24 protein-coding genes are annotated in these 22,221 nt (G+C 43.0%); all 24 read left to right on the top strand.

Annotated elements, in window-relative coordinates; translation table 11 throughout:
- Positions 1–57 precede the first annotated feature (57 nt).
- The 24 genes from der to ACJA3J_RS11275 all read left to right on the top strand — a co-directional run bounded on the left by der (position 58) and on the right by ACJA3J_RS11275 (position 22,221).
- Positions 58–1,368, top strand: coding sequence for a ribosome biogenesis GTPase Der (gene der, locus ACJA3J_RS11390; protein WP_089652588.1), 1,311 nt, complete (start codon positions 58–60; stop codon positions 1,366–1,368).
- A 25-nt stretch (positions 1,369–1,393) separates the two neighbouring features.
- A complete protein-coding gene (locus ACJA3J_RS11385; RefSeq protein ID WP_089652587.1) occupies positions 1,394–2,434 on the top strand; it encodes an NAD(P)H-dependent glycerol-3-phosphate dehydrogenase in 1,041 nt (346 codons plus the stop codon).
- Positions 2,435–2,495: 61 nt separating this feature from the next.
- Positions 2,496–2,753, top strand: a complete 258-nt coding sequence (locus ACJA3J_RS11380) for a stage VI sporulation protein F (RefSeq protein WP_089652586.1) — start codon at positions 2,496–2,498, stop codon at positions 2,751–2,753.
- A 907-nt stretch (positions 2,754–3,660) separates the two neighbouring features.
- A complete protein-coding gene (locus ACJA3J_RS11375) occupies positions 3,661–3,858 on the top strand; it encodes a DUF2768 domain-containing protein (protein ID WP_089652585.1) in 198 nt (65 codons plus the stop codon).
- A gap of 17 nt (positions 3,859–3,875) precedes the next feature.
- Positions 3,876–4,604 carry a hypothetical protein gene (locus ACJA3J_RS11370; RefSeq protein WP_089652584.1) on the top strand — a complete coding sequence of 243 codons (729 nt, stop codon included), beginning with the start codon at positions 3,876–3,878 and terminating at the stop codon, positions 4,602–4,604.
- Positions 4,605–4,848: 244 nt separating this feature from the next.
- A complete protein-coding gene (spoIVA, locus tag ACJA3J_RS11365; protein ID WP_089652608.1) occupies positions 4,849–6,327 on the top strand; it encodes a stage IV sporulation protein A in 1,479 nt (492 codons plus the stop codon).
- Positions 6,328–6,812: 485 nt separating this feature from the next.
- Entirely contained in the window at positions 6,813–7,085 is a 273-nt protein-coding gene (locus tag ACJA3J_RS11360; RefSeq protein WP_008638574.1) for an HU family DNA-binding protein, read from the top strand.
- A 182-nt stretch (positions 7,086–7,267) separates the two neighbouring features.
- A complete protein-coding gene (mtrB, locus tag ACJA3J_RS11355) occupies positions 7,268–7,492 on the top strand; it encodes a trp RNA-binding attenuation protein MtrB (protein WP_089652583.1) in 225 nt (74 codons plus the stop codon).
- A 91-nt stretch (positions 7,493–7,583) separates the two neighbouring features.
- Positions 7,584–8,387 (top strand): heptaprenyl diphosphate synthase component 1, encoded by an 804-nt coding sequence (locus ACJA3J_RS11350; RefSeq protein ID WP_089652582.1) that lies wholly within the window; start codon positions 7,584–7,586, stop codon positions 8,385–8,387.
- Positions 8,388–8,389: 2 nt separating this feature from the next.
- A complete protein-coding gene (locus ACJA3J_RS11345; protein WP_089652581.1) occupies positions 8,390–9,097 on the top strand; it encodes a demethylmenaquinone methyltransferase in 708 nt (235 codons plus the stop codon).
- Between the two features lie 16 nt (positions 9,098–9,113).
- Positions 9,114–10,085 (top strand): heptaprenyl diphosphate synthase component II, encoded by a 972-nt coding sequence (gene hepT / locus ACJA3J_RS11340; protein WP_115895299.1) that lies wholly within the window; start codon positions 9,114–9,116, stop codon positions 10,083–10,085.
- A gap of 91 nt (positions 10,086–10,176) precedes the next feature.
- A complete protein-coding gene (gene ndk, locus ACJA3J_RS11335) occupies positions 10,177–10,623 on the top strand; it encodes a nucleoside-diphosphate kinase (protein WP_089652579.1) in 447 nt (148 codons plus the stop codon).
- Positions 10,624–11,175: 552 nt separating this feature from the next.
- A complete protein-coding gene (locus ACJA3J_RS11330; RefSeq protein WP_115895301.1) occupies positions 11,176–11,955 on the top strand; it encodes a protein-glutamate O-methyltransferase CheR in 780 nt (259 codons plus the stop codon).
- Positions 11,956–12,093: 138 nt separating this feature from the next.
- Positions 12,094–13,263 carry a chorismate synthase gene (gene aroC, locus ACJA3J_RS11325; RefSeq protein WP_115823343.1) on the top strand — a complete coding sequence of 390 codons (1,170 nt, stop codon included), beginning with the start codon at positions 12,094–12,096 and terminating at the stop codon, positions 13,261–13,263.
- Positions 13,263–14,342 carry a 3-dehydroquinate synthase gene (aroB, locus tag ACJA3J_RS11320; RefSeq protein ID WP_089652576.1) on the top strand — a complete coding sequence of 360 codons (1,080 nt, stop codon included), beginning with the start codon at positions 13,263–13,265 and terminating at the stop codon, positions 14,340–14,342. Before aroC ends, aroB begins: the two co-directional genes overlap by 1 nt.
- Positions 14,342–14,704, top strand: coding sequence for a chorismate mutase (gene aroH / locus ACJA3J_RS11315; RefSeq protein ID WP_089652607.1), 363 nt, complete (start codon positions 14,342–14,344; stop codon positions 14,702–14,704). The genes aroB and aroH overlap by 1 nt, the downstream gene beginning before the upstream one ends.
- Before the next feature lie 13 nt (positions 14,705–14,717).
- Positions 14,718–15,815, top strand: coding sequence for a histidinol-phosphate transaminase (gene hisC, locus ACJA3J_RS11310; RefSeq protein ID WP_115895302.1), 1,098 nt, complete (start codon positions 14,718–14,720; stop codon positions 15,813–15,815).
- Positions 15,812–16,912 (top strand): prephenate dehydrogenase, encoded by a 1,101-nt coding sequence (locus ACJA3J_RS11305; RefSeq protein WP_406944053.1) that lies wholly within the window; start codon positions 15,812–15,814, stop codon positions 16,910–16,912. Before hisC ends, ACJA3J_RS11305 begins: the two co-directional genes overlap by 4 nt.
- Positions 16,913–16,924: 12 nt before the next feature.
- Positions 16,925–18,214, top strand: coding sequence for a 3-phosphoshikimate 1-carboxyvinyltransferase (aroA, locus tag ACJA3J_RS11300; RefSeq protein WP_406944052.1), 1,290 nt, complete (start codon positions 16,925–16,927; stop codon positions 18,212–18,214).
- A 65-nt stretch (positions 18,215–18,279) separates the two neighbouring features.
- Positions 18,280–19,152: a hypothetical protein gene (locus ACJA3J_RS11295; RefSeq protein WP_115895304.1), complete on the top strand. Its 873-nt coding sequence runs from the start codon at positions 18,280–18,282 to the stop codon at positions 19,150–19,152.
- Between the two features lie 17 nt (positions 19,153–19,169).
- A complete protein-coding gene (locus tag ACJA3J_RS11290) occupies positions 19,170–20,423 on the top strand; it encodes a lipopolysaccharide assembly protein LapB (protein ID WP_089652571.1) in 1,254 nt (417 codons plus the stop codon).
- A 32-nt stretch (positions 20,424–20,455) separates the two neighbouring features.
- The gene (locus ACJA3J_RS11285) at positions 20,456–21,016 is read left to right on the top strand and encodes a ReoY family proteolytic degradation factor (RefSeq protein ID WP_089652570.1); all 561 of its coding nucleotides are present in this window, start codon (positions 20,456–20,458) and stop codon (positions 21,014–21,016) included.
- Positions 21,017–21,122: 106 nt separating this feature from the next.
- The gene (locus tag ACJA3J_RS11280; RefSeq protein WP_089652569.1) at positions 21,123–21,578 is read left to right on the top strand and encodes a YpiF family protein; all 456 of its coding nucleotides are present in this window, start codon (positions 21,123–21,125) and stop codon (positions 21,576–21,578) included.
- Between the two features lie 133 nt (positions 21,579–21,711).
- Positions 21,712–22,221, top strand: a complete 510-nt coding sequence (locus ACJA3J_RS11275; protein ID WP_089652568.1) for a ubiquinol-cytochrome c reductase iron-sulfur subunit — start codon at positions 21,712–21,714, stop codon at positions 22,219–22,221.

The raw sequence follows: 22,221 nt of genomic DNA, 5'->3' as shown, positions 1-22,221 counted from the left end.
CACTACTGAGGAAACATGGAATAATGAAAATAGAAATAAAGAAAGGATGATCCTTTCATGAGAAAATCAGTAATTGCTATTGTAGGACGACCGAATGTTGGGAAATCAACGATATTCAACCGACTTGTCGGAGAAAGAATCTCTATTGTAGAAGATACGCCCGGTGTCACTAGAGACCGGATTTATGCAGAAGCCGAATGGCTGACAACACGATTCAATGTCATTGATACTGGTGGGATTGAACTTGGGGACGAGCCGTTGCTCGTGCAAATGAGAGCACAGGCACAGGTAGCTATTGATGAAGCAGATGTCATCGTTTTCATGGTGAACGGCCGTGATGGAATTACCGGTGCTGACGAAGAAGTCGCCAAACTTCTATTTAAATCAAATAAACCGGTTGTTCTTGCAGTGAACAAGGTCGACAACCCTGAAATGAGAGAAAACATTTATGAATTCTACTCTCTCGGTTTTGGTGAACCTTTCCCGATTTCGGGGACCCACGGATTGGGACTTGGAGACATGCTCGATGAAGTTGTGAAACACTTCCCTGAAAAAATTCAGGAAGAAATCGATGATGATACCATTCGTTTCAGCTTAATCGGCCGACCGAATGTAGGGAAATCATCGCTCGTAAACAGTCTCCTTGGTCAGGAACGCGTGATTGTCAGTGATATCGCAGGTACGACAAGGGATGCTATCGATACTCCATTCACGAAAGACGATCGGGATTATGTGATCATTGATACAGCTGGAATGAGAAAACGAGGCAAAGTTTATGAAACCACCGAAAAGTACAGCATCATGAGGGCATTGAAGGCGATTGAACGCTCAGATGTTGTCCTGACTTTAATTGATGCAGATGCAGGCATTCATGAACAGGACAAAAAGATTGCGGGCTATGCCCATGAAGCTGGAAAAGCTGTCATTATCGTCGTCAATAAATGGGATACCATAGAGACGGAAGAAAAAACGATGAAAGAGTTTGAAGATAAGGTTCGGGATCAATTCCGTTTCCTTGACTATGCACCTATTGTCTTTTTATCTGCGAAAACAAAAAAACGGATTCATACGTTGATCCCTAAAGTTCTGGAAGCAAGTGAGAATCATGCGAAGCGTGTGCAGACGAATCTGCTTAACGAAGTAATTATGGACGCCCTTGCTATGAATCCTTCTCCATCCATCAAGGGTCAGAAGCTGAAAATCTTTTATGCGACTCAAGTTTCTGTCAAACCGCCAAGTTTTGTGGTATTTGTTAATGAACCTGAGTTGATGCACTTCACGTATGAGCGATTCTTGGAAAATAGGATCCGTGAGGCCTTCGGTTTTGAAGGAACTCCAATCAAGATTTTTGCAAGGAAACGTAGCTGATTCATTCAGGAAGGGAGTAGGTAGCATGGAGAAAGTAGCTGTACTTGGTGCGGGGAGCTGGGGCACAGCTCTTGCCCTCGTTCTTGCTGATAATGGGCATGAGGTTCATCTCTGGACACACAGGGAGAACCTTGCTGAAGAAATCAACCAAACGCATCGGAATGAAAAATATTTGAAAGATATTGATCTTCCTCAATCGATTACTGCAAGCCATGACCTAGGAGCGACTGTAGAAAATGCTAAGCATGTGATCTTAGTCGTTCCGACAAAGGCTATGAGAGAAGTCTGCGGCCAGTTAAAGGAAGTTCTAAATGACAAAGTGATCATTACACACGCTTCAAAAGGGATCGAGCCTGGCTCTTACAAGCGTGTATCTGAAGTGATTTCCGAAGAGATCCCGAAAGAAAAGTATGAGGATATCGTCGTCCTCTCCGGTCCAAGTCATGCGGAAGAAGTAAGTCTCAGGCAGCCAACAACCGTAACTGTTTCTGCAGAAGAACTAGAAGTAGCGGAGAAAGTGCAGGACCTCTTCATTAATCGTCAATTCCGCGTGTATACATCTCCTGATTTGGTCGGCGTGGAACTTGGAGGCGCGTTGAAAAATATTATCGCTCTTGGTGCTGGTATTTCGGACGGGCTTGGTTACGGGGATAATGCCAAAGCGGCTCTAATTACGAGAGGGCTTGCTGAAATTGCCCGTCTTGGAACTTCAAAGGGAGCGAACCCGCTCACCTTCTCCGGTTTGACAGGAATCGGGGACCTTATTGTAACTTGTACAAGCTCTCACAGCCGAAATTGGAGGGCTGGGAATAAGCTTGGACAAGGATATCCATTGGAAGAGGTTTTAGACCAAATGGGAATGGTCGTAGAAGGAGTCAGGACGACAAAAGCCGCTTTTCAACTTGCACAAGAGCAAGGGGTGGAAATGCCGATCACTTCAGGGATTTACAGGATTCTATTTGAATCGGCTGATCCAAGAGATGTCGTCGACGAATTGATGACAAGGATCCGTCGACATGAAATGGAGGATTTGACAAATATTCTTGATGAAAAGATGAATGACTGACACATATCGACTCTCGTGCATATACTACACAGAACCTAACGCACGAGGAGGTCAATTGTTCATGAATGATTTTCAAAAGAATATTTTTGATCATCTGAAGAAAAAGGCAAACATCGACCCAGAAGATGTCTTCAAAGTGGCGAATTCTGTACAGAATGCTGATTTCAGTGATGAAAAGACGGTCAGACGTCTTGTTCGCCAGCTCGCAAAGGTTGCTAATAAGAACGTGTCAAAATCGAAGGAAGATAAAATCGTTGAAGCAATCACCAAACAAAACATGCCTTTGGATATGAATACCTTAGGCAAGTTTTTAAAATGATTACGAACCAATAGGCGCCTGAGGAGGCGGTCCTTCATTCGTATGCATAAGATATTACGCAGCAATCATTACACATGAGCTGGTCAGGGAATTGTTTAGTCAACCGGGGCAAACCGTTTGCCCCGGATTTTTTTATGCTTTTTTCAATTGAATCGCTCCGTAAATCTCAATGTTTATTTCATATAAGCTCCCGATTGTGGAAGAATCAGTTTCGAGACTTTTGTTGAGTGGATGGGGGCTGCGGGGAATAGCTCGCTTTCCGCGGGAGCGCAAGGAGCACCTACCGGGTATCCCTAAAAGAAGCCTTGATTTGGTTGAAATAATGAATGACGAATCCTGACCATGGATACGGGGTCAGGGAAACGACGATTTGCAGTGTTTTGGATCAGTGAGTAGAAAAACACACACGTTGTTATCTCCTTTCGCTTTTCATACGGACGTTTCCCAGACCCTGTTCCCACGCCTTATTCGTGCATTTTCTATGTCGGAAACTATGAAGACGACATGGTTTATTAGGACTTCCATTCGACATAGGCCGTTTACTATATGTAGGGTTTCGAGAACCTCATATGGTTAAGGGGCGGAGGGGAATGGGGAGACTCCTGTGGGAAAAAAGTGCATGGTGAGACCCCACAGGACGCAGTCCGAGGAGGCTCACCGCGCTCCCACGGAAAGCGAGTCATTCCCCGCAGCCCCATCCACTTACACAGAAGTCTCGAAACTGAGTCTTTCACAATCCTGTCATATTCTTTAATAACTAATCATCGACTCAATGATTAACAGAGCATACTAAAAAGGTTATAAAAATGGATTATAAGACTGATAGACTCTGTTTTCTCATCTGTCCGTATAGAAAGACTTGTGGTATAATACCATCAGCAAAGTGTGCTTTGAAGGAGGAAGAGCTGTGTCAGAATCAATGCTCAAAATGTACATATCCTTCGCAGGGATTATTTCATTGTTCCTGGCTGTTGGTTTAATTTACTTAAGCAGATATAAATTAAAGGGCTTTCTATCAATAATGATCGCTGTTTTTGCTTATTTGTTTATGATTTTCGGAGGAATTATTATTCTTTATATCGTCCTGAGCGGACCGACGGCCTAACAGGAGGGAGACACTACATGAAACGCTTTTTATTCATATTATTGCCCTTGACGGCATTGTTGCTTTCCGGATGTCTATATCCGCAGAACAAGTTGGCGAAGAACCAGGTGCCGAATGATCAACAGCTTGAGATGGTTCAAAATGCTGTAGACACCTATCAGGAAAAGAAAAACGGCCTGCTGCCTATAAAAACGAAAGATCAAGACACGCCGATCTTTCAAAAGTATCCAATTGAATTCAGTAAGTTGAAGGAATTGAATCTTCTCAATGATTTACCGGGTACATCCTTTGAAAACGGCGGCCATTATCAATATGTGATCATCCACCCTGAAACAGATCCGACAGTGAAAGTACTGGATCTCCGAACAACGGAAGAGGTACGTTCTTTGCAGGTCAAAGTGAAGTTCTACAGAGATAATAATAAATATCCGCCTTTCGGTGATTTCGTCGCTCCTGGGGTTTATGAACTGGATCATGAGAAAATTGGAATGGACGAGCCGCCGATGGTCAACAGCCCCTATTCCGACCAAAAACTTCCCGTTTACCTGGATGAACAGGGGAGAGTGTATATTGATTATCGGAAAGACTTGTACACATACCTAAGAAAAGAAGAGCACAGTTACGAACAAGGGGAAGATATTCGTTACTTATTAACTGATCATACCCCATTTGTCCCTGCCTATTCGACTACCTATACAGTAGAAAATGGAGAGCCTGTGTTTTCAAAAGCTCAGCCATCGACATGATTGTGAACCGTTCCTGCATAGAGGGACGGTTTTTTTCATAGATTTTTAGTGAGCATAAACTAAACTTGATTATACCTTACCTATCCAGCGTTTCTCTTCTCCTGTTTATGCGAATCATCTATGATTGTTCGTCCAGTATGAGTTTCCGTACTTATAATTTCTTGCATATTTCACTAGGACAACGTCATAGAATTAGATTGTCTAGGCTTGTATGAAGGTGAAATTTTATTTGGGAGGGGATCCTTTGGAAAAGGTTGATATCTTCAGTGATATTTCCAAACGGACAAATGGAGATATTTATTTAGGAGTCGTCGGGGCTGTTCGTACTGGAAAATCAACATTCATAAAGAAATTCATGGAGCTCGTTGTTTTACCAAATATGGAGGAAGAATCAGAGCGTGAGCGTGCATTAGATGAATTGCCTCAAAGCGCGGCAGGGAAGACGATTATGACGACAGAACCTAAGTTTGTCCCTAATACGGCGGCAAACATCAATATTGATGATCACCTTGACATCCGCGTCCGCATGGTTGACTGTGTCGGATATGCCGTGAATGGTGCGGTTGGGTATGAAGATGAGCACGGACCAAGAATGATTCATACACCCTGGTATGAAGAGGCGATCCCTTTTCATGAAGCAGCGGAAATTGGTACGCAAAAAGTAATCCAGGAGCATTCGACCATTGGAATCGTTGTGACTACGGACGGTACCATCGGTGAAATCGCCCGGGCTGATTATGTGGAAGCAGAAGAGAAAATCGTAGAAGAGTTGAGAGAAGTCGGAAAACCTTTCATTATGATTGTGAATTCCGCACAGCCGCATCATCCGAATACGGAAAAATTGAGGGCGAACCTCTCTGAGAAGTACGATATACCCGTCCTTGCACTGTCCGTAGAGAGCATGCGGGAAAACGATGTTCAAAATGTTCTACGTGAAGCATTATTCGAATTCCCTGTGCTGGAAGTGAATGTGAATTTACCAAGCTGGGTGATGGTTCTTGATTCCCGCCACTGGTTAAGGAACAACCTTCAAGAGGCGATTGAAGATACAGTTAAAGATATTAAACGATTACGTGATGTGGATACAGTCGTAGGTAACTTCGATCAATACGAGTACATTACAGGTGCTCATATCTCAGGGATGGACCTTGGGGAAGGGATTGCTGAAATCGATCTTCAAGCGCCGGAACATTTGTATGATCATGTCTTAAAAGAAATTGTCGGAGAAGAAATCCGAGGGAAAGATCATTTACTTGAGATCATGCAGGATTTCTCCCATGCGAAGAGAGAATATGACCAGGTGGCAGATGCCTTACAGATGGTCAAACAGACGGGTTATGGAATTGCTGCACCGACCTTAGAGGATATGACTCTCGATGAACCTGAAATCATCAGACAAGGCTCGAGGTTCGGGGTAAGGTTGAAAGCTGTCGCGCCATCGATCCATATGGTTAAAGTGGATGTCCAATCAGAATTTTCGCCGATTATAGGAACAGAAAAACAAAGCGAAGAACTCGTGAGGTATCTTATGCAGGACTTTGAGGAAGACCCACTATCCATTTGGAATTCAGATATCTTTGGCAGATCTTTGAGTTCGATCGTCCGTGAAGGCATCCAGGCCAAACTGGCACTCATGCCGGAAAATGCAAGGTACAAACTACAAGAAACGCTCGAGCGTATCATCAATGAAGGTTCTGGTGGTATGATCGCAATCATTTTATAACGGCTCCGTGTGAGCCGTTTTTAATTTTGCTTTTTTCAGGGATTTGAATAAGACTTAAATGATAGAAATGTGGGTTCTATTTTCACTCGAAGAAACTGTATATCCTCTCCTTTCCATTCTCAAAAACACCAGAAATGCTTACTTTTCAGTGTTTTTAAGAAAAAAATTACGAAGTTTAAAGGATTTTTTAAGGTGGGTGTCGTAATTACCTATGTGAAGATCATTAAAGTTGTGGAAATGCCGTCATATCAAGGTTTTAGAGGGTTTGCCACTTGAAGAAGATTATGGTAGGCTACACCTGAAATGAAGCGGAATTCAGCTCGGAAATCGCGTTGTTACGCGTTTTTTACAGGATTGTCTATTGAATTTCGCTTTAAACTCGTTTATTATAAGGCTTGTCATCATAAAGATGGCACCTAAATAAACATTTGAAGTGGATGAAACCACTTGAATGAGTTAAACCTTCTTGGGAGGAGGTGAATGGCATGAATAAAACAGATCTAATCAACGCTGTATCTGAAAAAGCTGATCTTTCTAAGAAAGATGCTACACAAGCTGTAGATTCTGTATTCGAATCTATCATGGATTCACTTAAAGACGGTGATAAAGTCCAATTAATTGGATTCGGTAACTTCGAAGTACGTGAGCGCGCGGCACGTAAAGGCCGTAACCCACAAACTGGAGAAGAGATCGAAATCTCCGCGAGTAAAGTACCAGCTTTCAAACCTGGTAAAGCCCTTAAAGATGCGGTTAAATAATAGCTACATAGGGCTTCGGAAAAGGGTGCATGTGCACCCTTTTTCTTTTTATTTTTTTAAAAATCCTGCATTGAGGCCATAATGATGGAAAGGCTCTTCATTCGCAGTGTTCAACAAGGTGGATGTTTTGACAAAAGTCCCCTTTGTAAGAGATAGTAATGATACTAGAAGGAGGCGATCCTATGACTACATCCAACAATGATTTCTTCGTCATAAAAGCCCTTGAAGATGGCGTGAATGTCATCGGTTTGACCCGCGGTACGGATACGCGTTTCCACCACTCCGAAAAGCTTGACAGTGGAGAAGTAATGATCGCTCAGTTTACCGAGCACACTTCTGCCGTGAAAGTACGTGGGAAAGCTGTCATTCAAACAAGCCACGGCGAAATGACGAACGATGCAGAGTGACCATTCGCTCTGCGAACGTATACATAGTAAACAGTAGAAGGTCAAATATGCTATAATGGGAATGGTTTAATAGTGTTCAGGAAGGGACAAGGTGATCAAGTTGAATTCTTCAGATAATGACATCAAACAACTCAAACGAAAAATTGCATCGAAAGTTCGCCACCCTTATTTGGTACGTTTTATCCCTGAGCCGACGATCGATGAAGATAAGCTTGTGATCCTGTCTTCAATCATGGATCACACGAAATTGTCTGAGGTGAAAAAAGAACAATATATCATTACAACGATGCTCGTTCAGATTGCTCTTGATACACACGATCTTGTTACATTATCGGATGAAGACGATGATCGGGAGATTGTTCGCAGCCGTCAATTGACGGTCCTTGCCGGCGATTATTATAGTGGCCTATATTATTATCTCCTCTCTCAACTTGACGACATTCCTATGATTCATACGCTTGCGGGCGCAATTAAGGAAATCAACGAATTGAAGATGGAACTTTATTATAAAGATGTGGAGTCATTCCAAGAATTTTTAGAAGGTTTGAAAAAAATCGAATCCCTTCTTATTCAAAGGGTTGCTTCGTATGTCCAAAAAACAGCCATTAATGATATGGCGGGTGAATGGCTTTTAGCTAAAAAATTGCTGGAAGAAAAACGCAGCTATCAGGAAGGTAATTTTTCCCCTCTCATTGATGCACTTATCAAACGTCCGGCATTGCTAGGAAATAGTGGACAAGTATTGGTGAACATTGAACAAATGCTACAAAACCATATGCACCGGTTGGAAGCGACAATCACCCAGCTTCCCGTCCATTTCAACTGGCTGAAATCTTACATGCATGCTGCCATTCATCATCAATTCAACCATAGACAGATAGCGGAAGAAGGGTGAACATGGAACCACAATCAAAAGAAGAAAGAGTACATCACGTATTCGAAAAAATATATGATCGATATGACAGTATGAATTCAATCATTTCCTTTCAACAACATCGGTTATGGCGTAAAGATGTCATGAAACGAATGAATGTTAAAAAGGGTGACCGTGCGCTTGATGTCTGTTGTGGTACGGGTGATTGGACGATGGCATTAGCGAATGAGGTCGGTACAGAGGGAAAGGTCATCGGCCTTGACTTCAGTGAAAATATGTTATCGGTTGGAATTAAAAAAAAGCTTGCTGGCAGAGTGAAGCAAGTGGAGTTCCAGCATGGGAATGCCATGAGCTTGCCCTATGAAAATGACCAGTTCGACTTTGTCACCATCGGCTTTGGTTTAAGGAATGTACCTGATTATCAACAAGTTTTAAAAGAATTGCATCGTGTTGTAAAACCTGGAGGGAAAGTTGTCTGTTTAGAAACATCACAACCAACCAACCCGGTCTTTAAAAAGCTCTATTATTTCTATTTTGGAAAGATTATGCCTGTATTTGGCAAGCTTTTCGCCAAAAGTTATCAAGAATACAGCTGGCTTCATGAATCAGCTAAAGACTTTCCTGGAAAAAAGGAACTGAAAGCGATGTTTGAAGAAGTCGGATTCAAGAATGTAATAGTAAAATCCTATACGGGCGGCGTTGCAGCCATGCATATGGGGGAAAAGCAATAACTAAGGATGAAATGCCATGAAACTAGCAATGATTTACTCTTTTCTTAAAAATGACCTAGCGGTAATCGAAGAGGCTGTAAACGATACGATTCAATCTGACAATCCAGTACTCAGAGAAGCATCCAGCCAATTGTTACAAGCAGGAGGGAAACGGATCCGTCCTGTCTTTGTCTTGCTTGGCGGTAAATTCGGGCATTATGATATTGAGCGTATGAAAGCAGTCGCTGTTTCTTTGGAGCTCATACATACCGCATCCCTTGTTCACGATGATGTGATCGATGAAGCTGAACTGAGGCGAGGGGAACCTACGATTAAATCACGTTGGGATAACCGGATTGCTATGTACACGGGAGATTACATTTTTGCCAGGTCGCTTGAAAATTTATCTGTGCTTGAAAACCCACGTGCTCACCAGATTCTTGCTGGGACAATGGTTGAGTTATGTTTAGGGGAAATTGAACAGATCCGGGATAAATATAATATCGAACAGAACCTACGCACCTATCTCAGAAGGATCAAAAGGAAAACCGCGTTGCTCATCGCTGCCAGCTGTAGACTCGGTGCCATAGCCGCAAATGCAGATCCTGCTCATGAGCGTGCGCTTTATCAGTATGGCTACTATGTCGGTATGTCTTATCAAATCATCGATGATGTTCTGGATTTTACAGCATCTGAGAAAGAATTAGGTAAACCTGCAGGCAGTGATCTTCTACAAGGGAATATTACTTTACCTGTACTTTTTTCTATGGAAGAAATAGAGTTCAAGAGGGAATTGGATGTTGCTTTCCAGGAGAAAGAGGATCTGACATCTGATCAACTTCAACACTTGATCAAAAAAGTGCAGTCTAATGGTTCGATCGAACGGTCATTAGAACTGAGCGACCGCTATTTGGAAAAGGCCTATCAATCCTTGAACAAGTTACCGGCGAACCGTGCTAAACAGACCCTGAAAGGGATTGCGAAGTATATTGGTAAAAGAAGGGCATAAATCTATTGCCTTTCTTGCCTTTGTTTGATAGACTTTTTTATGGCACTTATTAAAAGCGCTTTCACACTATACATAAGATGGGGTGTTTGTCATGGAAAAGACATTTTTGATGGTTAAGCCAGATGGTGTACAACGCAATTTGATCGGTGACATTACAGCAAGATTTGAACGCAAAGGGTTTAAACTGGCAGGGGCCAAGTTGATGGCTATTCCTACAGAACTTGCAGAAGAGCATTATGGTGAACATAAGGAAAAACCATTCTTCGGTGAGCTCGTAGACTTCATCACATCAGGTCCTGTCTTCGCAATGGTTTGGGAAGGCGAAGATGTAATTGCAACGGCACGTACAATGATGGGAGCTACAAAGCCTGCTGAGGCTGCTCCAGGAACCATCCGTGGTGATTATGGTGTAACAGTAGGGAAAAACGTCATCCATGGCTCTGATTCGAAAGAAAGTGCTGAAAGAGAAATCGGTTTGTTCTTTGATGAAAAGGAACTCGTCGATTATGAAAAAGATTCACTCAACTGGATCTACTAATGAAAAAAGCCACCTTCCGAAGGTGGCTTTTTTCATTTCATCAACATAAAAAATACTGTTCACAATATGGCAGGATTGCGGAATACTTATTTTCAAGATAACCGGGGTTCGTTGCCATGCAAAGAGCCAGAGGTGATGGGTAAGATACTGGCTTTCCTGCGGGGGTGACGGCAAGCCTCCTCGTGCTTCGCACTGCGGGGTCTCGCCAGCTTCCCAACCACCCCATTCAATGGATGTGAGAAACGAACCCCTTGGCGGAGTGTGAGGGTCTTCTATGATCCATGTCCTATAGTAATCAAGCATTCTGTATCAGGCTTTCAGTGGAGAATATACACTCTTAGGGTCTACACGCTAATAAATCTCGACTATTTATTGAAGTGATTTCGAGATACTTAAAAGGGGCGGAGGGGGGATGACCCGGCCCACCTCACAAACATCTCGAAACCGAGTCTTCCACAATCGTGAGCTTTTTTTGAATGATAGAGGTTACTCGTTTACAACCTGAAGATGCTGGAGTACGCTTATAGGGAATAAGCAGAGGGAGTTTTGGGGATGAGTCAGGATTACATACAATTCATAGAGAAAGTCCATCAAAAAACAGGAATCGATTTATCGCAGTACAAGGAAGCTCAAATGAAGCGACGGCTGACTTCTTTACGGGAAAAGCGAGGCTATCATAATTTCAAAAGCTATTACAACGCCCTGGAAAACGATTCATCGTTGTCAGATGAATTACTAGATCGTATGACAATCAATGTGTCTGAATTTTACCGGAATAGGAAGAGGTTTGAAGTACTTGAACAAAAAGTCATTCCGTATTTGCTTCAACAAAAGAAGAAGTTACGGATATGGAGTGCTGCATGTTCCACCGGCGAGGAGCCGTACACGTTGGCTATGATATTGAGTCGATACATACCTCTTCAACAAGTGGAGATCCTTGCGACAGATCTCGACGTTAATGCCTTAAGGAAAGCAGAACAAGCCCTGTACCATGAAAGATCATTGAAGGAAGTATCACCAGATATACTTAGAAAATACTTCAGAAAAGAAGGAAGCTCTTATCGAGTGATTGATGAGATCAGAAATAGTGTCACCTTCAAAAAGCACAACCTTTTAGCTGACCGTTACCAAAAGGATTTTGATCTCATTGTCTGTCGCAATGTGATGATCTATTTTACGGAAGAAGCGAAGAAGAGCATCTACAAAAACTTCAGCCATTCTCTCGTAGATGGGGGCATCTTCTTCGTCGGGAGCACGGAGCAGATTTTTTCTCCACAAACCCACGGATTTGAAATTTTTGACACGTTTTTTTATAGGAAATGGCAAAAATAAGTGATCGTAAACGCTTTCTAATCTTATTTTATAAAAATTCCGATATTTTGACGACACAAATATACATCCATATGATATAGTAGTATCTAAAATTTAGAACACCCCCTACAAGGGGATGAATACATAGGAGGTACGTTTATGCGCTACTTAACCGCTGGTGAATCACATGGAAAGCAATTGACAACGATTATCGAAGGAATCCCCTCTCATCTTCCTTTATTGAGAGAGCAAATAAATGAATCACTGATCAGACGCCAAGGCGGATACGGGCGTGGGAAACGTATGCAAATCGAAAAAGACTTAGTAGAAATAACAAGTGGGGTTCGTCATGGATACACCCTTGGCTCTCCCATCACTTTGGTCGTAAATAATGATGACTTTAAACACTGGACGGACATTATGGGCGAAGATCCTCTACCTGAGGAAACGCAAAAGATCCGTCGTACGGTAACGAAACCTCGTCCAGGTCATGCAGATTTGAATGGTGGAATGAAATACGGTCATAGAGATATGAGAAACGTACTCGAACGTTCTTCAGCAAGGGAAACGGCAGCACGAGTAGGGGCAGGAGCCGTTGCTAAGGTGCTTTTGAAGGAGCTTGGCATTGAAGTGACAGGCTATGTGCGTGAAATCGCAGGTATTGTGTCAGATGTTGATGAAAACCTAACTTTACAACAACGGAGAGAAATTTCAGAGGCATCGCCTGTCCGTACTTTTGACGAAGAAGCGGCAGAGAAAATGATGCATGCGATTGATGAAGCGAAGAAAGAAGGAGACTCGATCGGCGGGGTAACTGAGGTGTATGTAGAAGGAATGCCACCTGGAATCGGTTCATATGTTCAATATGATCGAAAGCTGGATGCGAAAATCGCTGGATCTGTAATGAGTATTAACGCCTATAAAGGGGTTGAATTCGGGATCGGTTTCGAAGCCGCTCGTAGAAACGGAAGCGAGGTCCATGATGAGATCTTATGGAGCGAAGAAAGAGGATATTACCGTCGTACCAATCGCCTCGGAGGCTTTGAAGGTGGGATGACGACGGGTATGCCGATTGTCGTTAAAGGGGTCATGAAGCCAATCCCTACCTTGTACAAACCTCTACAGAGTGTGGATATCGAAACCAAAGAACCGTTTAATGCAAGTATTGAACGGTCCGATTCCTGTGCCGTTCCGGCTGCTTCTGTCGTAATGGAGCATATCGTAGCTTTTGAGCTGGCTAAAGCCATTACAGATGAATTTCCAGCCGATTACTTTCCACGTCTCAAACGTGCTGTCGATGATTACCGCAAGGAAGTACGTGAATTTTAATGGCTTCTGTCACGGTCCGATCCAGTAGTCATGACTATGAAGTATTGATTGGAAAAGGTCTACGGCATCATTTGGTTGAATTCATTTCATCCGGTTACACGTCTATATTAGTTATTACAGACAGTACGGTTAAGGATTATTACTTGCAGGATGTGAAGGAAAGTTTATCAGAAGCAGCTCCTGTTTTTACGGCAGTCGTTCCTGCAGGAGAGTCTTCGAAGAGTATGGTCAGGTACGAAGAGCTCCTTGACAGTTGTGTGGATGTAAAATTGGATCGCAAATCTCTTATTATCGCCCTTGGTGGAGGGATGATCGGGGATTTGGCAGGGTTTGTATCATCCACGTATTTACGCGGTATTGATTACATCCAGATGCCTACTACGATTTTAGCCCATGACAGCAGTGTAGGCGGTAAAGTGGCCATCAATCACCCTAAAGGGAAAAATCTAATTGGTTCCTTTTATCATCCAGTGAAAGTAATCTATGACATTGAAACGATGGAAACCTTGCCCGAGAGCGAAATTCGTTCCGGGTATGGGGAAGTGATCAAGCATGCTTTTCTCAGTGACGAAGACTGGGCGCATCGCCTGCTAAAAGGAAAACTTTCCGAACTTTCAGTGAACCAGTTAGAGAGCGATATAATGAAAGGGATCCAGGTGAAGGCTTCGATCGTAGAGAAAGATGAAAGAGAAGCTGGAATCAGGAAGTATTTGAATTTAGGTCATACCCTTGCTCATGCGATTGAAGCGGAGCTGGGTTACGGGGAGATCACCCATGGGGAAGCTGTTGCCGTAGGACTGCTATTTATGATGAAGTTGAGTAACGAACTTAAAGGGGCCCAGCTTCCTATACAAGCGTATAAGGAATGGCTGGATAATAATAATTATCCAGTTTCCGTTTTAACCAGGATCCGACCTGATCGAATGTTGGAGAGAATGAGGTTGGATAAGAAAACACTGAGGCGGAAAATCAATTTTGTCCTCCTCCATGAACTGAGTGACCCTTATGTGGTGGAAATCGAGGAGGCGCAATTACTAGAACAGATGTCTCTTTTAATTAATGAGGTGAGTGGAGAATGATGATTCGAGGTGTAAGGGGAGCGACAACGGTTGAAAGAAATGAACATGATGAAATTGTAGAACAATCCTATCAATTGCTCCAAGATGTCATAGCTTCCAACCAAATTGAAGCAACGGATGTTGTTTCGGTCTATTTTACAGTGACAGAGGATTTGAATGATGCCTTCCCTGCAAAGTCCCTGAGAAAAATAGATGGATGGACGTATGTTCCGGTGATGTGCATGCGGGAAATTCCGGTGCCTGGTAGTCTTGAAAAGTGTATCAGGGTCATGGTGACCGTACAGACGGAAATTGCACAAAAAGATATCCAGCATATCTATCATAATCATGCAAAACAACTGAGACCAGATTTAAAGAGTTGAGAGGAGTATCCCAATGAAAGCCAAAGACATTCTAAAAAACATGAAACCATACAAGCCGGGTAAAGGGATAGAGGAAGTAAAGAAGGAGTTCGGTTTGGATCGGATCGTTAAGCTTGCTTCCAATGAAAATCCATTTGGTTTTTCTCCCGTGGTGGAGAAAGAATTGCCGAAACTAATCTCGAATTTAGAAATCTATCCTGATGGATATGGCGCAGAAATTAGAAAGAAAGTCGCTCGTTTCATCGGTGTGGAAGAGAACCAGTTGATCTTCGGAAATGGTTCAGATGAAGTGGTCCAAATCATTTGCCGGACTTTTCTTGAGCCAGGTGCCAATACAGTTATGGCGACACCAACTTTTCCACAGTATCGCCATAATGCGTTGATTGAAGGTGCGGAAGTTAGAGAAGTCCCACTGGTTGATGGTCACCATGATTTAGAAGGCATGCTTCAAAATATTGATGAACAGACACGTGTACTTTGGATTTGCACGCCGAATAATCCGACAGGTGTCCATATCGATCAAACGACATTACAGTCTGTTCTGGAACGGACGCCTGATCACGTTCTTGTTGTCATTGATGAAGCTTATTACGAATATTTGGAAGCGGATGATGCTTTTGATTCCATAGAGGCATTGAATCGCTATCCAAACCTGATGGTACTCCGTACTTTCTCTAAAGCATACGGTTTAGCAGGTTTACGAATCGGCTATGGTGTCGGTCACCCAGAGGTCATTCAAATTCTTGAACCATCCCGCGAGCCTTTCAACACTTCAACAGTTGCACAAGCGGCTGCTCTGTTAGCTTTGGATGACCAGAAGTTCATTGAAGAAACGGTTGATGAAAACCGAAAAAACAAAAAAGCTTTGATGCAATTCTGTGATGATCATGGATTGAAATATTTCGACACTCAGGCAAATTTCCTTTTGATTCATTTGCCTTGCAGTGGTGATGAAATGTTCGAATACTTGTTGACAAAAGGGTTTATCGTACGCTCCGGGGAAGCGCTGGGTTTACCGAATACCATTCGATTAACCATTGGGAAGAAAGAAGACATGCAGGAGATCCAGGAAGCGATGAAGCAAAAGCTCGCTTCTGTTGATGAACAATGAAGCAGAAAATACTCATCGTTGGTTTAGGACTCATCGGTGGTTCTATAGCTATGAACGTCTCTAAGAAAGAGGATGTATTCATCATTGGAATGGACGGGGATGAAGAAACCCTTAATATGGCTCTGAAGCAAGGGGTCATTGATCAGGCCTCGTTCAATTTTGAAGAAGCAGCTCAGGAAGCAGATATCTGCATTTTAGCTACACCCATTTCCATTACCATCGACTACATTCAAAAGCTCGAGTCTATGGATTTGAAAAAACCGTTGCTAGTGACAGACGTTTCTTCTGTGAAAAACCAGGTGCTGGAAGCGGCGAACCGATTAACACATCCTTTCCTTTCCTTTGTAGGTGGACACCCGATGGCAGGTTCACACAAACATGGCTATACGGCTGCGAAACCACATCTGTTCGAGAATGCGATTTATGTGTTGACCCCATCTGTTCATGCCGATGAAAAGGAAGCGGATGTGATTAAAGATTTGTTATCAGAAACGAAGGCTCGTTTCGTGACATTTACAACGAAAGAACATGATGAGATGACCGCGGTCATCTCTCATTTTCCGCATTTAATCGCTTCTTCACTTGTCCATCAGGCAAAAGAGTGGGAAGTCACACATCCATATATTAAACAGATGGCGGCAGGGGGATTCAAAGACATTACTCGAATCGCCTCCAGTAATCCGAAATTGTGGCAGGATATTTTCTTTCAAAATAAAAAACTCCTCATTTCCATGCTTGATGACTGGATCGGGGAGATGGAGAGAATAAAAACCTATCTTTCCGAAGGTGAGAAAGAGAAAACGTACAAGTATCTATCTGATGCTAAATTGTACAGAGACGGCCTCCCAACAAAAGACAAAGGAGCCATCCCATCTTTCTATGACATCTATGTTGATATCCATGACCAACCAGGTGCGATCCGTGATGTGATCGGAATCCTGGCGGAAGAAGCCATCAGCATTAAAAATATTCAAATCCTTGAAATTAGGGAAGGGATTACCGGAGTGTTGAGAATCAGCTTTGCTACAAGTGAAGAACAATGGAAGAGTAAAGAAATATTAGATCACTACCAATACGAAGTAATGATCCAACAGTAGAGGAGGATTCCTATGTCCAGTATTGAGTTGAAACCAACAGATAAACGACTGAAAGGGGAATTATCTGTTCCTGGTGATAAATCCATCTCCCACCGATCCGTCATTTTCTCAGCATTGGCGCAAGGAACTTCTGTCATTACGAATTTTCTTACCGGTGAAGATTGCTTGAGAACGGTCGAAGCCTTCCGCCTCATGGGGGTAAACATCGAGCAGGAAGGGAATAAGATTACGGTTCATGGAAAAGGGATTTCCCACCTAAGAGAACCTTCCCAACCGATTAATTTCGGAAATTCGGGGACAACGGCACGGCTAATGAGCGGAGTGCTTGCAGGTCTTCCTTTATTCACGACAGCATTCGGAGACGAGTCATTGTCCAAGCGCCCCATGGACCGTGTCATCCAACCGCTTAGAGTGATGGGAGCGGAGATCCGAGGGCGTGAAGATGACTCCTTGCTCCCACTTGCCTTCCGCGGGAAAAAACTTGAGGGGACTCGCCATGAATTGACAGTGAAAAGTGCTCAAGTGAAGTCTGCTTTGCTATTAGCAGGTATGCTGGCAGAAGGAGAAACTGAAGTGATAGAGCTTGGGGAAACCAGAAATCATACGGAAATGCTTCTTCCTGAATTCGGGGTGGATGTAGAAGTGGAGGGCAGGTCTATTAAAATCAAGGGTGGACAAAAGCCTTTTGCTTCCGATATCAAAGTTCCTGGTGACATCTCTTCGGCAGCCTTTTTCCTCGTGGCCGCTTCGATTGTTCCTGATAGTGAATTAATAATTAGGGATGTCGGGCTCAACCCGACGCGTGACGGGATTGTAAGAGCATTGAAAGAAATGGGAGCGAATATAGAGGTCCATGTACATACACATATCGGAAGTGAACCTGTTGGTGACATCGTTATCCGTCACAGCCGGCTAAAAGGAATGACCTTAGAAGGAGACCTTATTCCGAATGTGATTGATGAAATCCCGATCCTTGCTCTGGCAGCGACGCAGGCAGAAGGAAAAACGATCATTAAAGATGCGGAAGAACTGCGTTACAAGGAAACGGACCGAATTGAAGCTGTCGTCGAGACGCTTACTACTTTAGGCGCGGATGTTCAAGCCCAAGAAGATGGAATGGTTATACAGGGAGGTTCACCTTTAAAAGGGGGATCCGTCGATTCTTTTGGAGATCATCGTATCGGTATGATGGGTGCGATCGCTTCCTTAATTTGTGAGGGAGAAGTCATCGTCAAGAACAAAGATTGTATCAACATCTCTTATCCTTCATTTTTCACAGACTTAAATCAAGTCCTGAATTAAATTAACTTCATAGTTTATGTAAAGCTCTCATACGATATAAAAAGCCTACTTGGAGGTTTCATCGTATGGGAGCTTATTGGTTTCAAGGATATGTTGAAAATGACAAAGGCCCCTGTTTTAGTGAATGCACAGTTAAGGAAGAGAAGTTTGTCAGAGACCGGACTGGAAAAGAGCCTTATACGTTGATGGTCGTGGATGGATTTCACGTCAGCCCAGGACATGTGATGATGGATCTTAACGAGCCGCTTGCTTTTTCACCCTCCGTAACCGACACAGGGAATCGCTACATAAAAAGAGGGTGTACCTTGTTACTCACACAACACCTAGTGACTAGTTTACGTCACTACCGAAATCAATATGACCAATTTTTAAATCGATGTCAATCACTGCCTCTCGATTATATGGTCATACCTGTTGTGCCGGCAAAGATGCTGCGGCCAGAAATGGTCCGTTTTTTTGCCAGAAAAGGAAGCCCCTTTTTATGTGTGGAAGTGCAGTCTGTAGGAGAACTAACTGAGGTTTGTTGGGAATGGGTAGCTCAGGCGCAGGCTTATAAACGAATGCCGTTGACAATGTTCGTCAAAGATACAGAGAATACGTCGAACAACTATGCAGAATTGTGGTCTTCACTTTGCGAACAGTATGGTATCATAAAGCTAACAGATGTACAGGATGATGAAATACTCTCTTTGAAAAATTTAAAAGACAGCGGGATCTACCCTCACAAAGGCGGAATCGTCCCTGGAGGGTATGCGGATTATAACCTTTATCGCTTTTCAGAAGACCGAACGTTTGAAGAGGCGGATGATTTTAGATATCATAATTCTGTTCCTAATGTAACGGTTATGAATGGACAGGTGAAACAGGTGAACCAGAAGGTCATCGATGAAAAGCCTGGATCCCACATACAAGTGAAGATTCACAAGCATTTTGTTTAAACGGAAAGGATGTCATCATGGAGGAAATTCAAAAAGCTATCCGTCAAATGGAAGCCCACAAGACGGAAGATGCGATAAAAACTCTAACACAATATTTGCCAGAAGCAGATGAAGAAGAGAGGTTCACGATTGCTGAACTATACATGCAATGGGGGATGCTCGAAGAAGCTAAGATGGTGTTGCACGAACTGATACAACGCTATCCTAAAGAACAAGAACTGAAAGTCATGATGGCAGAGATCCACATTGACCTTGATGAAGATGACGAAGCGATTGAACTGCTGGACCAATTTGGGCCGGAAGATGAAGACTACTTGCAAGCGCTCGTGCAGCTTGCGGATCTTTATCAGGCTCAAGGGCTTTATGAAGTAGCTGAACAGAAGTTACTAATGGCTAAACAAGTGGAGCCGAATTCAGCCATCATTGATTTTGCTTTAGGAGAGCTCGCATTCTCCAATGGGGAATATTCGAAGAGTATCCCTTATTATGAAAATGCCATGCACCATCAGCCGGTCATTGGTGATATTGAAGTTGCAACAAGACTGGCCGAGGCTTATGCAGCTAATGGAGAATTTGAACAAGCACTTGAGTATTTCCAAAAAGTCGAAGAAGATAATCCTGATGTCATGTTTCGCTATGGTTTCGTAGCTTACCAGGCAAATCGTAATGACATTGCCATCCACGTTTGGGAAGAGTTGATTGAAAAGGACCCTTACTTCCAATCGGTTTATCCTCACTTGGCTCAAGCTTATGATTCAGAAGGTATGCCGAAGGAAGCATTGGATATGGCTAAACAAGGACTCGCAAAAGATGAATTCAACAAGGAACTCTATCATCTTGCCGGTACGTTATCTCATAGACAGGGAAATAAAGAAGAAGGTTACGAGTGGATGAGAGAAGCGGTTGCTTTGGATCCTGGATATAAAGAAGCCATTCTTTTCCTGATTGAAAATTATAAAGCTGATGATATGAATGATAAGATCATCGATTTGATCAACGAGTTGATCTCGATGGGAGAGGAAGATCCGAATTACCTGTGGGAACTCGCTCAGGCTTATGAAGAGGAAGAGAGATTCAAGGAGGCTTATGAACAGTATCAACAAGCGTATCCTTCCTTGAAGGAAGACACAGACTTCTTGAAATCTTACGGTTATTTCCTTGTAGAAGAAGGAAGGATGTCTGAAGCACGACAGATTTTTGAAGAATACCTGGCGATCGACCCTACAGATACAGAAATTGAGGACTTCGTAGAGCGGCTGAAAGAACAATGAGCTGATTAATAAAGCGCAGGAGGGGCGCCCATATGCAAACACCAATCTCTGTGGATGAGAAAAAAGACTTTGTCCGCTGGTTTTTGAATCACTTTCAGTTGAAAAAGCGAGAGAGTGTTTGGATTCTGAATTATTTAATGAACCATGAATCTCTTTTGTCTAGTGTCCATTTTGTCCAGGAAGTGAAGTTTTGTCCGCGTGGCATGGAAATCAGTGCCCAGGGTGTTTCTGACCCACCTTTCCGTTTTTATAAAGGCCAGGTTATGACGAATGACGCCGAGAAGTCGTTTCATGATTTAAGGATGAATCAAGGAGAACCTGTCTATATTCAAATGAACTTTGAGAATGCACAGCAATGCTCGAAATATGCTCTCGTACTAGAGGAAAACCCTTACCTTCCAAAAGACTACTACTTAAATGACAGAGATAAAAATGAAGCGGAACGCCTGTTGTCTGTCAGTCTTTTACAACATAGGCAGAAAAGCATAGAAGATCGAATCGACGAAGCTCTGATCAATGGGGAGCGAGACGAATTTAAAGCATTATGCGGAAAGCTTGAGAAAGTCAAGCAGGATTTGAATGCATTTTTATGAGATATGAAAGCCGGAACCTTCAAATGAAGAGGTCCCGGCTTTCATTTTTGTTTAAATATAGTAAAATAAAAAGAAAATGATACATAGATAAAGGATGAAATGAATTATGAGATGGACAAAAGCAGATACTACGCAATACATACCTGAAAAACAGTATATTGATACCGTAATCATTCCCTTGATTCCATTTGATCCGGGGAACGACCAACACATGGTAAAGCAAGCCTTCCAGCGGGAGTTGAACCAAGTGTTTACGAACCTGATCGAAAAAGAATACAAGGGGAGGATCTTCCTAGCGCCTGATTATTACTATCTTGAAGGATCACAAGCTGACGAAAAAGAGAGGATCAATCGTTGGATTCATAAGTTCAAAGAGCAACCTTTCCATCACGTTTTTCTTTTTACTTTCGACAGTAAATGGAAAAAATACGAAGGAGAACTTGAAGGACACGTCCTATGGGTGCCTGGCATGGGTTCTGGCGATATTCAGTCTACAGAAACACAGTCGTTCGTTCGGGAGCAAGCCCATCAGATCAGTGATTTGATCCAGGCCTATTGGTAACTGGATAAAAGTTCCGACAAGGTTTGATAATTTATTGACCGCGCCTTAAGATTGCGCTATCATGGTAATGTCCTAGTAAACTGTGTGTAATCAATCCATGTCGCATGGATTACAGCATAGAGGGGGGAAAAGAATGAGCGATAAAAAACGAGTATCCCGACGCCAATTTCTCAACTACACACTTACTGGTGTAGGCGGTTTCATGGCAGCCGGAATGCTTGCACCGATGGTTCGTTTTGCAATCGATCCAGTATTGAAAACGAAAGAAGGTGGAGATTTCGTCTCCGTAGCTTCCGTTGATGAACTTACGAATGAACCGCAGCGTTTTGAGTGGACGATCGATCAAGTGGATGCTTGGTATGAATCAGAAGTTCAGAAAACGGCATGGGTGTACAGAAACGAGAATGATGAAATTGTAGCACTATCACCAATTTGTACTCATTTGGGATGTACGGTCGACTGGGCTTCCAACGAGGAGTACCCGAACCAATTCTTCTGTCCTTGTCACGCTGGCCGTTATACGAAAGACGGAACCAACGTGCCAGGAACTCCACCGACGGCACCACTGCCACGATTCGAGTTTAAAGTTGAAGAAGGTATGCTTTACCTAGGTGAAACGAAAGATTCAGGAGGGGGGGTATAA

It is taken from the genome of Halobacillus sp. SY10, assembly GCF_045401165.1.
Classification (GTDB): Bacteria; Bacillota; Bacilli; order Bacillales; family Halobacillaceae; genus Halobacillus; species Halobacillus aidingensis.
Note: the sequence above shows the minus strand (reverse complement) of the source record. Positions and strands in the feature narration are given on the sequence as shown.